This is a genomic window from Hyphomicrobium sp. (genome assembly GCF_051860585.1).
Lineage (GTDB): Bacteria > Pseudomonadota > Alphaproteobacteria > Rhizobiales > Hyphomicrobiaceae > Hyphomicrobium_C.
This window is the reverse complement of the sequence record NZ_JBHYDS010000001.1, coordinates 486691-499887: the sequence shown is the minus strand read 5'-3', so window position 1 is coordinate 499887 and position 13197 is coordinate 486691. Positions and strand designations below refer to the sequence as shown.

The window sequence follows — 13197 nt, the reverse complement described above, 5'->3', positions numbered from 1 at the left end:
CGGCACCGCCGGAAAGTTTCGGGCAGGGCGCTCCGCCTCCTGCACCCGCGCCACCGCCGCCTGCCGCCGACGCAGCCAAAACCGAAGCCGGAGAATGGGACGTCGTGCCCGTCTACTACGGAACGGACCGCACGCAGGCGCCGAACGAGAACCGCCTCGATTACGGCAGCGAGCGTGGCCGTCGCCTCGAATTGGGCCGTGCTCTTGTCACGGTGCCGAAGGCTCACAAGGTGCCGAACGTTGAGCGCCCCTGGGCGATCAAGGTCTTCAACATCACGCTCTACCAGGAGGCCGAGGACCCCGACCGCCACTTCACGATGAAGGAGATCAAGGCAATGACGGAGGACGAGCTGCTGGCGCAAGTGCGCGAGCGCCTCGCCGCCTCGCAGCGCTACAAGGATCACGCCTTCATCTTCATCCACGGCTACAACACGACCTTCGACTACGCGCTCTACCGCACGGCCCAGATCGCCTACGACCTCAAGTTCGATGGCGCCCCGTTCGCCTACAGTTGGCCGTCGGGAGGCGGTCTCGCGAGCTACACGTACGACCGCGAAAGCTCCGGGCAGTCCGAGCCCTACCTGAAGAAGTTCATGGAGATGGTGATCAACAAGTCCGGCGCGAAGTCGGTCAGCATCATTGCCCACAGTATGGGCAACCAGCCGACGCTCCAGGTGTTGCGCGACCTGCGCCGCTCGAAGCCGGATCATGTGCAGATCAGCCAGATTATCCTCGCCGCGCCCGACGTCGACCGCGACAACTTCGAGAACATCGTGGCCGAGATCCAGGGCCTGGCGAACGGCGTGACGCTCTATGCCGCCGGCAACGACCGGGCGCTGCGCGTCTCGCGCAATTTCTACGGCGGCATTCCGCGTGCGGGCGACGTCCCTGCGACGGGACCGCTTATTCTGCCGGGTATCGATACCATCGACGTCTCGGCGGCGAGCACGGACAGCTTCAGCCTCAACCATTCGGGCTACGCCGAGAACAACGCGCTGCTGACCGACATCGGCGCGCTGATCGCGACGGGCACGCGGCCGCCCAAGCTGCGGACGCCCTTGCTCGACGAAATCGCGACCGATCGTGGCGCTTATTGGCGTTATCCCGCCAAGAGGCCCTAGAGCATTTTCCGACGAACACCGGTTCGTCGTCAGAAAATGCGACGAAACAGAAGACTAGAGCGTTCGATCCGATTTCATCGGATCGGAAAACGCTCTAGCCCGCGCCGCGCAGCAATTCGTTAACTCCGCTTTGCGACAGTGCCCCGTTGTTGGATCTGTTGCCCAGCGGAGCGTGACATGCGTGGCCCTAGCATCGGCGTTGCGATTCTGAGCGTTCTCGTGTGTGCGGGCGGAGCCGCCCCGGCACTCTCGGCGGACGAGGCGTCTTCGGCTTCGGCCGCTCCGCAGGCCGACTACTACACGCGCCGCGCGGAAAGCGTCATCCAGGCTGAAAAGAAGAACGCGGCGAAAGCTCATCCGCTTGCCGCGGCCCATCCGGGTTTCGAAGTCGTCATCTGCGAGGCGGGTTGCCCCGTCGGCCAGACCCCGGAAATTGTTTTTGCGCGGCGCGAGGCCGAGCAGCCCAAGGCCGCCACGCAGGGCGAGATGATCCCCACATCCTCCGAGGCGAACCCGAATCCGGCCGATGCCGCCGAAAGCAATCTGGCCTGCATTGCGGGCTGCTACGACAAAACCGCCGCCGCGGAGACGCGGGAGGAAGCGCCTTCGCCCTGGACGGCGTCCGTCGTACCGGCCGCAGCCGCGCCCGACAAGCACGCACCTGCTGCCCCGCTGCGGGACAAGCTCTCTCCCATCCGCTGATCGCGCGACGTTGAGCCAGCGACCGAGCGACCGAGTGTCAGCTCGCGAGCGCCGCCTTGATCTTCTCTGCGTTTGCGGCGAGCACCGCGCCGTCCTCCATGCCGCCCGTGTGCGGCTTGAGCGCCACGCCGTCGTGGCGCGGCACGACGTGAATGTGCAGGTGGAAGACGCTCTGCCCGCCGGCCGGTTCGTTGTACTGAAAGACGCTGACCCCGTCGGCCGCGAACGCGGTCTTGACGGCGCGCGCGACCTTGGCGGCGACGGGCATCAGCTTGGCGAGTACCGCGTCGTCCGCGTCGAGCAGGTTGCGCGAGGCGGCCTTTGGCACCACCAGCGTATGGCCCGGCGCTTGCGGCATCACATCCATGAAAACGACCACGTCGTCGTCCTCGAACACCTTGTGAGCCGGAATCTCGCCGCGCAGAATTTTCGCGAAGACGTTGCTGGTGTCATAGGCCATGGCGCGCATGCTCTCTCGGGTGGGACTGCTGCCCCTTAAGAGCATCGCCGTCCGTGCTCCGCAAGTCCCCCGGCCCGTCTGTGATCCGCCTAGCCCTCACCGGCCGAACCGCCATCCTTGCGAAATGGGCCATGCTCCCGCAGCAGCGCGTTGACTTCGGCGATGTCGTCGCGCTCTTCGGCGAGGTAGCGCGCGACGGCGGCTTCGAGGCGCGGATCGGCCAGCCAGTGGGACGAATAGGTCGTCTCCGGAAGATAGCCGCGCGCGAGCTTGTGCTCGCCCTGTGCTCCGGCCTCCGCCCGCGCGAGCCCATGCGCGATGGCGTAGTCGATAGCCTGATAATAGCAGAGCTCGAAATGCAGCGCCGGATGATAGGCCGACGAGCCCCAGTACCGGCCGTACAGGCAATCGCCGCCGATCAGGTGCAGGGCCCCGGCGACCAGATCGTCGCCGTCCCGCGCGAACACGAGCAGGCAGCGATCGGCCATCGCCGCGCCAAGCTTCGAGAAGAAGTCGCGGTTGAGGTACGGACGCCCCCACTTGCGCGATCCGGTGTCGAGATAGAAGCCGAAGAACGCATCCCAGTGCGCGTCCGTGATCTCACTGCCGGTGACGCTGAAGATCTCGACGGACGACTGCGCTTCGGCGCGCTCCTTGCGGATGGCCTTGCGCTTGCGCGAGGCCAGCGTCGCGAGGAAGTCGTCGAACGACCGATACCCGGCGTTGTGCCAATGAAACTGTTGGCCCGTCCGCTGCAGGAAATCTTCGCCAGCGAGGCGCTCCCATTCGCCTTTGGTGAGGAAGGTGAGATGCACGGACGACGCGCCGATCCGGGCCGCGACCGCGCGCGCGGCGAGCGCGAGAAGGCGCTCCGTTTCCGCCTCCCGGGGACCAGGTCGCGCCAGGATGCGACGGCCCGGGACAGGCGTGAACGGCACCGCGGCTTGGAGTTTCGGATAGTAGTGGCCGCCGGCCCGATGCAGTGCTTCCGCCCAGGCATGGTCGAACACGTATTCGCCTTGGCTGTGGGTCTTGCCGTAGAGCGCCATCACGCCGGAAACCGCGCCGTCGGCGTCCTCGAGGGCGAGGTGATGCGGTGTCCAGCCCGTGCCGGGTCCGACTGCGCCGGAGTCTTCCAGCGCCTTGAGAAAGGCGTGCGCGAGAAAGGGATTGAACGTCGACGGGTCCGGATTGGCGCACGCATCCCAGTCAGCGGCGCCGATGGCGTCGATGCTCGCGACGATCTTTACAATCCTCGCCTCGGCGTCGCCCAAATGCGTCTCCACGAACGAGTGTGCCGCCAAGTCCTCTCAGCCGTGGGACCGGCCACCTCCACGCAACGCTGTCCCTCCCCCCTTGTGGGGGAGGCTAGGAGGGGGGGTATCCAGAACGCCAGCCGTCGGGGGTCCCCCCACCCCTAACCCCTCCCCACAAGGGGGAGGGGAAACCGCCAGCGTGACTGAACGACCCGCGCAATCCATCGAAGATCTGCGCCTCCACGAGTGAACCTGACGCGTTCTATGAGAGCACCGCGGCGGCATCGTAATCAATCGTCCGAGCCCGCGACGCGTCGCCTCGGTCTCGGCTGCCCATCACTCGACCCAGACGCGCGAAGCCGCGTCGCTCTAAGCCGATGATGCGCGAAGCCGCGTCGCCCTAAGCCAAAATGTGGCCCGTTGCGTCCGCCCGCCCTGTTGTCTCGATCCAGGCGTCGAGGTCGGCCAGCGCGCGCCGCGACATGACGCGCTTTTTCTCGGCCCCGCGCTCCTTGCCCTTGAGCTTGCGGCCGTCCGAACCGGCGGCCGGAGCCGTCTCCAACGGCGGCAGCAGGCCGTAATTGATGTTCATCGGCTGGAACGACGAGGCGCCGCTCGCCTCGGCATCGAGGAGATGCCCGCCCGTGATGTGCGCGAGCAGCGCGCCGAGCGCCGTCGTCGCAGGCGGCGGTGGCAGCGCGCTCCCGAGCCGCTCGGCAGCCGCGAACCGCCCGGCCAAAAGCCCGATGGCCGCGCTTTCCACGTAGCCCTCGACGCCCGTGATCTGTCCGGCGAAACGCAGGCGCGGCTGCGCCTTGAGCCGCAGCTCCGCGTCGAGCAGCTTCGGCGAGTTGAGGAACGTATTGCGATGCAGTCCGCCGAGGCGGGCGAAATCCGCCTCCCCGAGGCCGGGAATCATGCGGAACACCCGCACCTGCTCGGCATGTTTGAGCTTCGTTTGAAACCCGACGATATTCCAGAGCGTGCCGAGTGCATTGTCCTGCCGCAGCTGCACGACGGCATACGGCCGCCGCCCGGTGCGGGGATCCGTCAGGCCGACCGGCTTCATCGGCCCGAAACGCAAGGTCTCGCGGCCACGCTCCGCCATCACCTCGGCCGGCAGGCAGCCGTTGAAATAGGGTGTGTTCGCTTCCCATTCCTTGAAGACGGTCTTCTCGCCGGCCAGCATCGCGTCGATGAAGGCTTCGTACTCGTCCTTCGAGAACGGGCAGTTGATGTAGTCCGCGCCCGTGCCCGCAGGCCCGGCCTTGTCGTAGCGCGATTGGCGCCACGCGATGGTTTCGTCCACGGACTCGATGTGCACCACCGGCGCAATGGCGTCGAAGAAGGCGAGTTCGGCTTCGCCGGTCAGGCCCCGCACGGCGCTGCTGAGCGACGGCGATGTCAGCGGCCCGGTCGCGACCACGACGTTGTCCCAGTCGGCCGGGGGAAGCCCTTCGATCTCTCCGCGCGCGATCGTCACGCGGGGATGCGACGTGAGGCGCGCCGTGACCTCGGCCGAGAAGGCATCTCGATCGACCGCGAGCGCCCCGCCAGCCGGAAGCTTGTGCTGGTCGCCTGCCGCGAGAATGAGCGATCCCGCGCGCCGCATCTCCGCGTGCAGCAGGCCGACGGCGTTGGTCTCCCAATCGTCCGACCGGAACGAATTCGAGCACACGAGTTCCGCCAGCCCGTCGGTCTTGTGGGCTTCCGTTGTGCGTACGGGACGCATCTCGTGAAGGACAACGGGAAGGCCCTGCTCGGCGATCTGCCAAGCCGCTTCCGAGCCGGCGAGTCCGCCACCGACCACATGAATGGGTTGTGATGTCATAAGGTGACGCTATCACAGGCCGGATAGGGCTGCGTCAACCCTGGAAGTTGAAGAAACTGAACGGTGATTATAAGCTTGCTCCAATCGCTTGGGACACCGTAGTCATTAGGCGTAGCGCGAACGAGAGTCGGAACGTCGATGTCAATTGTCCCGCGAAACGAGACGATGCGAGCCGGAAGTCCGGTGGTTGGGGTTCTGATTGTTGAAGATTCCTGGAACGTTGCGCTTTCGCTCAAATCGATCGTCGAGCAGGCCGGCGCACACGCCATCGGCCCGGTGCCGACCGTGCGGGAAGCCCTGCGGGTGGTTGAAACCCAACCGATCTCGCTGGCCCTCGTCGATATGAACCTTAGGGATTGCTTCGCCGATCCACTTGTCGATGTTCTGATCGCCCGCAACATCCCGTATGCCATCATCACGGCCTACGATGCATTGCCGACGAATGCCGATCGCGCCGCGATCGATCGCATGAACAAGCCGCTCGACCACGAACGCATCTCGGCGCTGATCGCTCGCTTTACGAAAAACGGGGCGGATATAGCCTGATGGTCCGGGCGTCCCGGACGGACTAGGCCAGCCTCTCCGGATTAGGCCAGCCTCCCCGGATTAGGCCAGCCTCCCCGGACTAGGCCAGCCTCCCCGGACTAGGCAAGCGAAACGCCCGGCTCCGACAGCGGCAGGCGGATGACGCACAGCGCGCCCGTCGGCGGGAATGTCAGATCGACCGTTCCCTCGGTCTCGTACTGAAGCAGCTCGCGAATGGTCGCAAGGCCGAAACCCTCGGGGCCAATGTCGCGCAGGGCCGCGGGACACGTCTCTTTCCATGTGATGACGAGCGTATCTGCCACGTTGGGTCCGGTCTCCTCCACCGCCCAGGTCACGGCGACGGTCCCTCCCGGTTGCGACAGCGCGCCATATTTCGCCGCGTTGGTCGAAAGCTCGTGCAACACGAGGTTGAGAGACTGGGCGAGCGAAGGCCCGAGCATGACCCGCGGACCGTGCACCGTGTGGGCGTCGGACACTTGGAAGGGTGCCAGCTCCGCCGCCACCAGCTCCTCCAGCTCGAGCCCATGCCAGCGCTCGCGGCTGAGAAGCGAGTGTGTGCGGGCCATCGACCGGATACGGCCGCCGAGCGCGGCATAGAAATCGCCCATGGAGGACGTGCCTTCGCGTGATCGCTCCACGACCGCCTGCACCACGGTCAGCGCGTTTTTCACTCTGTGGTTGAGCTCGCGCACCATCAGGGTCTGCCGGGTCTCTGCCGTCCGCCGCTCGGCGATGAGCGCGCTGAGCGAGAGGGAGCAGCCAATGAGCGAAAAAATCGTGAGCTGCGCGTTGAAAATGCGAAACGAGGCGGTCCCGACTTGCTCTGCGATGATGGACCCGACGAAGACCAGCGCGACCGCCGATGCGCCGATGGGGGAATAGGTGAGGGGATGGCGGATCGCGAGCAGCAGTAATGGCGGGAATATGAGCGCGATCGGAAGGTTGAAACCCGAGGCGGACATTTGAAAGCCGCTCGGCCCGATGACATAAGCCGTTGCAACCAAGAATCCGGTTAGCGCGACGCCCTCCAGGTTATCCTGCCATGTCGCGCGTGTCGTGAAGAGCGTGCGCAGGCCGACGATGAGGGGCGAAAGCGCGACGATGCCGATGAGGTCCGACCGGAACCAGACGTGCCAGTCGTCGCCCCAGGATGTCCAGGAGCGATCGGTGAGGTAGAGCGCCAGCGTGGCGAGTGCGCTTCCGAGACCGCTGCCGATGATGGCCGCCAGAAACACGCAGAGCACACGCAGCAGGCTGTCGAATTGAAGCCGCGCGCCAAGAAAGGAGTGCACGAGCCAGGCAACCGTCGAGCACTCGACTGCGTTTGCGATGGCGAAAGAGAACGACAGGAAATGAGGTCGCCCCGCAACGACGTTGGCGGTGATCGTGGCCGCAGCCACGCCGAGCGCCACAGGCCCGATGCTGGTCCGCCCCGCCGCCAGCAGCACTCCGACCGCTATGCCTGATGCGGGCCAGAAGACGGCCACGCCGGCATCGTCCAGCATGGCGAGACCGGCGCGCGCGGCGAGGTAGTAGGTGACAGCCATCAGCAAAGCGATCGACAAGAAGCTGACCGCCTGCCGCGCCCGCGACGGCGCGCCGCTTTCCGGGCTCGCGTGTTCGGTCAACCCTGGCATTGGCCGCTGGCGTCGAGATCGCTTTTGATAGCCTCGACGGAATCGAATTCGCCCACTGGCGCGGTCTCCGTTTTACCGCTCGGGTCGAACAGCCAGTACCAGTCGAAGCTGCCGCCGAATTTGAAGTAGCGATGCTGCTGCGCGATGATCGCGTCCTTGAGGTCGGACGTGCACCACGACAGAACCACGTAATCGTTCGACGGCATCACGAAGCGCGCCGTTTGCGTCTCCCGCGAATAGATGTGCAAACCCGATGACGTCGTCCAGGCCGGCGACAGGAAGTAGATCGTGTTGCCGTCTGACGAGAACTGCTTGTTGTGAAAGCCGCAGAGCGCCTGGCTCGGTTCGGCTCCGCTGCGCCCCCGCATAAGAAGCAGATCTCCGCTGCCGTCGCTCTTCACCTGCCGCAACTCGTCGGCTTGGCTGAGTGAGGCGCAGTCGACGAGCGCGTCGTCGGATGGATCGGGCGGCGGCTTTGCGCTGCGCGTGTAGACGACCCATTGCCCATCGGGTGTCAGGGCCGGTTGGCTGTCGAGGCCCTTGTTGGTCAGCGTCTTGCGGACACTGCCCAAGATCAGAACGATGTTGCCGCTTTCGGCCACGACGCTCGCGAGCTGGTCCGAAAAAGCAGGCGGGGCGGCGACACCGAGGACGAGCGCGAACACGACGCCTCGCCGCACATTCGTGAGCTTGAAAAGCTCAAAGCCCATATGAATTCCCGCTCCAACGCCCGCCGGCCGTCAGTGGTAGCCCTCGCCAGCCCGCACCTTCCCGCGGAAGGTGTAATAAACGAAGACAGTGTAGGCCAGAATGACCGGCACCAGGATCAGGACTCCGATCAGCATGAACAGCTGCGACGAGGGATGCGCCGCGGCCTGCCAGACGTCCACCGAGGGCGGGATGACCAGCGGGAGATTGGAGACGGCGAGGCCCAGGAAGCCGAGCAGGAACAGCGCGATGGTCGAAACGAACGGGCGCGTGTCGTGGCCGCTGTGCAGCCCGGACCAGCAGGACCAGGCGGCATAGGCAGTCAGCAGCGGCACCGGCGAAAGCAGGAAGAAGTTGGGCAGGCTGAACCAGCGCTCATAGATGCGCGGAACGGCGAATGGGGTCCAGAGGCTGACGATCAGCAGCGCGGCCAGAACCACGGGCAGCAGAAATTTGGCTTGCTCGCGCGCTTTCTCCTGAACCGCGCCATCCGTCTTCATCACAAGCCACGTCGCGCCGATCAGCGCGTAGCCCGCCACCACCGCGACGCCGGTCAGCAGCGAGAACGGCGACAGCCAGTCGAAGGTGCCGCCCGCGTAGGCTCCGTCCCGCACCTCGATGCCTTCGAGCAACGCGCCGAGAATGAGCCCTTGCATGAACGACGCGACGATAGAGCCGCCGGCAAAGGCGATGTCCCACATCTGGTGATGCGGTTTCGCGACCCAGCGGAACTCGAACGCGACCCCGCGAAACACGAGCGCGAGCAGCATGAACATCACCGGCAGATAGACCGCCGGCATCAGAATGCCGTAGGCCATCGGAAAGGCGACCAGCAGCCCGCCGCCGCCGAGCACCAGCCAGGTCTCGTTACCGTCCCAGAAGGGCGCGACGGAGTTCATCATCTGGTCGCGATGCGCCTCCTCCGGGCTCGCCGGAAAAAGAATGCCGATGCCGAGGTCGAACCCGTCGAGCACCACGTAAAGCGCCACCGCGACGCCGAGCACGACGAGCCATATCAGCGGCAGCCAATAGGCCATGCCCTCCAAGCTCTCCATGCCTCAGCCCTTCTTTTCGATTGCTTCGTGTGCGGCTTCTTCGGCGGCCGACAGCGGGCGAGACGGCACGCCGTCCGGCGGCTTGACGGAGGCGCCGGTAGGCCCCTTCTCGATCAGCCGGTTGATGTAATAGATGCCCATCGAGAACACGATCGAGTAAACGATCACGAACGCGATGAGCGTGGTCAGGACCGCCCCGCCTGAAACGGGCGATGCAGCGTCCTTCGTTCGCAGGATGCCGTACACGAGCCACGGCTGGCGTCCGGTCTCCGTCACCCACCAGCCGGCCAGAATGGCGATAAAGCCCGCCGGCCACGTCAGCGACAGCGGCCAGAGATACCAGCGCGCATCGAACAGAAGTCCGCGCCACCACAGGAACGCGCCGACGAGACCCGCGGCGATCATCAGCATCCCGAGCCCGACCATGACGCGGAAGGCGAAAAACACCGGCTTCACCGGCGGCCGGTCCTGGGGCGCGAAGTCCTTCAGTCCCTTGAAGAGGCCGTTCAGATCGTGGGTAATGATGAAGCTGGCGATGTTCGGGATCGAGATCTCGAAGTCGTTCCGTTCTTCTTTTTCGTTGGGCCAGGCGAACAGCACGAGGTCGGCGGGCTTGCTGCCGTCCCAATGCGCTTCCATGGCGGCGACCTTGGCCGGCTGATGCTTGGCCGTGTTGAGGCCGTGCGCGTCGCCGATCACGAGCTGCAACGGCGCGAGCAGCGCGACCATGCCGATGCCCATGCGCAGCATGGTCTTGGATTCCTCGACAAACCGGCCGGCCAACAGGTACCGCGCGCCCACCGCCGCAACCACGAGCGACGTCGTGAGATAGGCCGCCGTGAACATGTGCGAGAAACGGTAAGGGAAGCTGGGGTTGAAGATGATTTCGAGCCAGCTCACGGGATAGGCGATGCCGTTGATGACCTCGTGCCCGGCCGGTGTTTGCATCCAGCTGTTGGCGGCCAGAATCCAGAACGCCGACAGAGACGTGCCGATCGCCACCAGCACCGCCGCCGTGACGTGCAGGTTGGGCGACACGCGGTTCCAGCCGAACAGCATGATGCCGAGGAACGACGCTTCGAGGAAGAACGCGGTCAGCACCTCGTAGCCGAGCAGCGGCCCGGTGACGTTACCCGCCACCACGGAGAAGCGGCTCCAGTTGGTCCCGAACTCGTACGAAAGCACGATGCCGGAGACGACGCCCATGGCGAAGCTGACCGCGAAAATCTTGGTCCAGAAGCGGGCGAGGCGGTGCAGGTGATCCTGGCCGGTCATGCGCCAGCGCACCAGCAGCGTCGCGATGAAGGCCGCGAGCCCGATCGTGAAGCTGGGAAAAATAATGTGGAATGAGACCGTAAAGGCGAACTGGATGCGCGCCAAAAAGGTTGCGTCGAGGTCCATGGGCGCCATCTCGGAAGCGGTTGGAAGCACAGCACGATTGCCGGGTGTACCGGTGGCGGCATTGTGGCTTGTGTCGCCTCCTCCGTCGAGCCTTTCCGTACGGGTTCGCGGGCGGACGCGAGGCGCCCGGTTTATGGCGAGTGCAGACAAAGCGTGGTATGAAAGGCGCTCGTGTTGCTTTGGAACACGGAGGAAACGCTATGGACACAAAAGTCGTTGTTGCAATCGCTGCGGCCATCGCCTTGGCCGTCATCGCCTACACCGCATTGACACCTGCGCCGGATTTGGCAGCGCCCGGCGCGGCACCCGCACCGCCGGCCACGAGCGACTCCACGACGCCCGCTCCGACGCCTGCTCCCACGCCTCCCGCACCGACGCCGCCTCAGCCGTAAACTCGCCCGTCGGGGGATAGGCCGTATCAGTCTCGACATCGCCGCCGCGCCGTTTTGCGGTGCGGTGCAGCATGGCTGGACAACGGCACGCGCGACACCGGACATTAAGCTTGACGGCTGTCAGTCCGGGCCCGGAGCAGGGAGCGCTGGCGCTCGGCCATTCTCACGACATAATGCTCCGGTGATCAGTATGCGGTCGGGCTCGTGCCGGGTTAGCCATCGGTTGGCAACCACCGGCACCTCCTTCCGCTGTCCGAGCCCGGACCGAACATTCAAGGCACCTATCCCATGTGGAGCTATCGCAAACGTATCGACCGCGACCTCGTTCGCTGGCGCGAGGCGGGCTGGATTACGCCCGAAGGCGAGGCGGCGATCCGCGTCGATGTCGAGAAAGGCATCCGCACGCTCGGTCTCGCCAACGCGCTCGCCATTCTCTCGGCCGTGCTGATCGGCTTCGCGGTCATGAGCTTCGTCGCCTCGAACTGGCAGGAGATGCCGCGCATCCTGCGCATGGGCCTTCTCCTCGCCAGCTTGTGGACGTCGTACGCACTCGCGGGCTTGCTCGCGCGGCGCGGCATGGAGGGCTTTGCCCATGCCGCCGTGCTGATGGGCATCGGCATTTTCGGCGGCAGCATCATGCTGATTTCGCAGATGTATCACATGGACGGCAACCCTGCGGACGCGGTGCTGCTGTGGGCTGCCGGCGCCTTCGTCGCCGGCGTCGGCTTGCGCTCCAACCCCGCGCTCGCATTGGCCATGATCCTCGTCACCTACTGGGGCATCGCCGAAGCGCTCCGGCTCGACACGGTCTTCTGGCCGTTCCTCGTCCCGTGGGCGATCGTGTCGGCGGCCTTCTATTGGCAACGCTGGCGGCCCGGTCTGCATCTGTCCGGCATCGCGCTGACGGGCTTCATCGTCAGCCTCGGCTATCGCTTGAACGGTGGCGACGCCCACGGCCTCGTCACCGCTGCCGGTCTCGGCGTCATGGCCGCCGCGATTGCGGGCGAGCGGCTGAAGCCGGAGTTGCCGGCTCTTTGGTCCGGCACATTCAACTATGGTCTCGTCATCACGATGGCCGGGCTTTGGGCGCTGCAATTCTACAAGTCGCCCGAACTCGACGTGTTCACCTTGCTGGCCGTGCTGGCGATGGCGCTGCTGATCGCGTCGATCTTCTGGGGCCTGCAATCGGGCAACAGCGGCGCGCTCTGGCTCGGCTACATCGGCTTCTCGGTCGAGATCCTCGCCATCTACGTCAAGACGATCGGCACGCTGCTCAACACGTCGCTCTTCTTTCTCGTCGCCGGCCTCATCGTCTCCGCGCTGGCCGCCCTCGCCTACCGGATACACTCACGCGCCGAACCGCAGCTTCAGGGAGGCGCGTCATGATCAAGTTGTCGCCAACATCGTGGGTGGCCATCACACTCGTCGCCGTCCTTCAGACGGCCGCGCTGGCCTGGATGGTCTACGGCCGCGTGAGCCTGCTGCGGGACGGCCGCGAAATCGTGGCCGAGGTGATCCCGGTCGATCCCCGGGATCTCTTCCGCGGTGACTATGTCGTCCTCGGCTACACCTTTGGCGGCCGCGAAATTCCGGTGCCTGCCGGGACGGTGCAGGGCGACAAGGTCTACGTGACGTTGAAACCGGCCGGGTCGGACCAGTGGGAGGTCGTCGGCACCTCCGCGACGCTCGACCCGCCTGGTGATCCGACCCACGTCGTGATGAAGGGTATCGTCTCCTACGTGAGCACGCCTGCCACCACCACCGAGCCACCAAAAGCGTCCGTCCGCTACGGCATCGAAAGCTATTTCGTGCCTGAAGGCACGGGCCTCGCGCTCGAACAGCAGGTGCGCGACAAGAAAATCTCGGCAATCCTAGCCGTCGGCAGCTCTGGAGACGTCGCCATCAAGGCGCTCTCCGTGGACGGCAAACGTATCCACGAGGAACCGCTCCTTTAAGCCGGCCGGATCCGCCACCGGGGCCCTGGTCTCGGTGGCCTCGTCCGAGGGCAGCGCTTCGCCGGACGGCCTCCGCGCCGGAGGCTCTGGCGCTCGCCCCCATCCTTTGCTAAGCGGTCGGGCCGAATTCACG

General features: G+C 65.4%; 13 protein-coding genes. 6 read left to right on the top strand and 7 right to left on the bottom strand.

Annotation, left to right across the window (positions count from 1 at the left end):
- Nucleotides 1–104: 104 nt before the first annotated feature.
- Both ACTIFK_RS02275 and ACTIFK_RS02270 read left to right on the top strand, forming a co-directional pair.
- Nucleotides 105–1121 (top strand): alpha/beta hydrolase, encoded by a 1017-nt coding sequence (locus ACTIFK_RS02275; protein ID WP_439541416.1) that lies wholly within the window; start codon nt 105–107, stop codon nt 1119–1121.
- Between the two features lie 177 nt (nt 1122–1298).
- Nucleotides 1299–1823 carry a hypothetical protein gene (locus ACTIFK_RS02270; protein ID WP_439541415.1) on the top strand — a complete coding sequence of 175 codons (525 nt, stop codon included), beginning with the start codon at nt 1299–1301 and terminating at the stop codon, nt 1821–1823.
- A 37-nt stretch (nt 1824–1860) separates the two neighbouring features.
- Here ACTIFK_RS02270 and ACTIFK_RS02265 read toward each other — a convergent pair whose 3' ends face one another.
- The 3 genes from ACTIFK_RS02265 to trmFO form a co-directional block, all read right to left on the bottom strand.
- Entirely contained in the window at nt 1861–2292 is a 432-nt protein-coding gene (locus ACTIFK_RS02265; protein ID WP_439541414.1) for an HIT family protein, read from the bottom strand.
- Nucleotides 2293–2372: 80 nt separating this feature from the next.
- Nucleotides 2373–3557, bottom strand: a complete 1185-nt coding sequence (locus ACTIFK_RS02260; protein WP_439541413.1) for a GNAT family N-acetyltransferase — start codon at nt 3555–3557, stop codon at nt 2373–2375.
- Nucleotides 3558–3939: 382 nt separating this feature from the next.
- Complete coding sequence (trmFO, locus tag ACTIFK_RS02255; RefSeq protein WP_439541412.1) at nt 3940–5370, bottom strand: methylenetetrahydrofolate--tRNA-(uracil(54)-C(5))-methyltransferase (FADH(2)-oxidizing) TrmFO; 1431 nt, start codon at nt 5368–5370, stop codon at nt 3940–3942.
- A gap of 183 nt (nt 5371–5553) precedes the next feature.
- Between trmFO and ACTIFK_RS02250 the strand changes: the two genes are divergently transcribed.
- Entirely contained in the window at nt 5554–5916 is a 363-nt protein-coding gene (locus tag ACTIFK_RS02250; RefSeq protein WP_439541411.1) for a response regulator, read from the top strand.
- Nucleotides 5917–6014: 98 nt separating this feature from the next.
- Here the strand turns inward: ACTIFK_RS02250 and ACTIFK_RS02245 are convergent, their stop codons facing one another.
- From ACTIFK_RS02245 to ACTIFK_RS02230, 4 genes are read right to left on the bottom strand one after another with little or no spacing between them, the layout of a single operon-like run.
- A complete protein-coding gene (locus tag ACTIFK_RS02245) occupies nt 6015–7553 on the bottom strand; it encodes a sensor histidine kinase (RefSeq protein WP_439541410.1) in 1539 nt (512 codons plus the stop codon).
- Entirely contained in the window at nt 7541–8263 is a 723-nt protein-coding gene (locus tag ACTIFK_RS02240; protein WP_439541409.1) for a hypothetical protein, read from the bottom strand. The genes ACTIFK_RS02245 and ACTIFK_RS02240 overlap by 13 nt, the downstream gene beginning before the upstream one ends.
- Nucleotides 8264–8293: 30 nt before the next feature.
- A complete protein-coding gene (gene cydB, locus ACTIFK_RS02235; protein ID WP_439541408.1) occupies nt 8294–9316 on the bottom strand; it encodes a cytochrome d ubiquinol oxidase subunit II in 1023 nt (340 codons plus the stop codon).
- 3 nt (nt 9317–9319) lie between these two features.
- Nucleotides 9320–10717 (bottom strand): cytochrome ubiquinol oxidase subunit I, encoded by a 1398-nt coding sequence (locus tag ACTIFK_RS02230; RefSeq protein ID WP_439541407.1) that lies wholly within the window; start codon nt 10715–10717, stop codon nt 9320–9322.
- Between the two features lie 200 nt (nt 10718–10917).
- On the opposite strand from ACTIFK_RS02230, the gene ACTIFK_RS02225 reads away from it, so the two are divergent.
- The 3 genes from ACTIFK_RS02225 (at nt 10918) to ACTIFK_RS02215 (ending at nt 13064) form a co-directional block, all read left to right on the top strand.
- The gene (locus ACTIFK_RS02225; RefSeq protein ID WP_439541406.1) at nt 10918–11109 is read left to right on the top strand and encodes a hypothetical protein; all 192 of its coding nucleotides are present in this window, start codon (nt 10918–10920) and stop codon (nt 11107–11109) included.
- 288 nt (nt 11110–11397) lie between these two features.
- Entirely contained in the window at nt 11398–12495 is a 1098-nt protein-coding gene (locus tag ACTIFK_RS02220) for a DUF2157 domain-containing protein (protein ID WP_439541405.1), read from the top strand.
- The gene (locus tag ACTIFK_RS02215) at nt 12492–13064 is read left to right on the top strand and encodes a GDYXXLXY domain-containing protein (RefSeq protein ID WP_439541404.1); all 573 of its coding nucleotides are present in this window, start codon (nt 12492–12494) and stop codon (nt 13062–13064) included. Before ACTIFK_RS02220 ends, ACTIFK_RS02215 begins: the two co-directional genes overlap by 4 nt.
- The last annotated feature ends 133 nt before the right edge of the window (nt 13065–13197 follow it).

What these genes read in the sequence shown, in the direction of transcription:
- trmFO (WP_439541412.1), bottom strand. Translation starts at nt 5,370, where the DNA reads ATGACATCACAACCCATTCATGTGGTCGGTGGCGGACTCGCCGGCTCG.
- ACTIFK_RS02225 (WP_439541406.1), top strand. Translation starts at nt 10,918, where the DNA reads ATGGACACAAAAGTCGTTGTTGCAATCGCTGCGGCCATCGCCTTGGCC.
- ACTIFK_RS02240 (WP_439541409.1), bottom strand. Translation starts at nt 8,263, where the DNA reads ATGGGCTTTGAGCTTTTCAAGCTCACGAATGTGCGGCGAGGCGTCGTG.
- ACTIFK_RS02215 (WP_439541404.1), top strand. Translation starts at nt 12,492, where the DNA reads ATGATCAAGTTGTCGCCAACATCGTGGGTGGCCATCACACTCGTCGCC.
- ACTIFK_RS02270 (WP_439541415.1), top strand. Translation starts at nt 1,299, where the DNA reads ATGCGTGGCCCTAGCATCGGCGTTGCGATTCTGAGCGTTCTCGTGTGT.
- ACTIFK_RS02220 (WP_439541405.1), top strand. Translation starts at nt 11,398, where the DNA reads ATGTGGAGCTATCGCAAACGTATCGACCGCGACCTCGTTCGCTGGCGC.
- ACTIFK_RS02245 (WP_439541410.1), bottom strand. Translation starts at nt 7,553, where the DNA reads ATGCCAGGGTTGACCGAACACGCGAGCCCGGAAAGCGGCGCGCCGTCG.
- cydB (WP_439541408.1), bottom strand. Translation starts at nt 9,316, where the DNA reads ATGGAGAGCTTGGAGGGCATGGCCTATTGGCTGCCGCTGATATGGCTC.
- ACTIFK_RS02230 (WP_439541407.1), bottom strand. Translation starts at nt 10,717, where the DNA reads ATGGACCTCGACGCAACCTTTTTGGCGCGCATCCAGTTCGCCTTTACG.
- ACTIFK_RS02265 (WP_439541414.1), bottom strand. Translation starts at nt 2,292, where the DNA reads ATGCGCGCCATGGCCTATGACACCAGCAACGTCTTCGCGAAAATTCTG.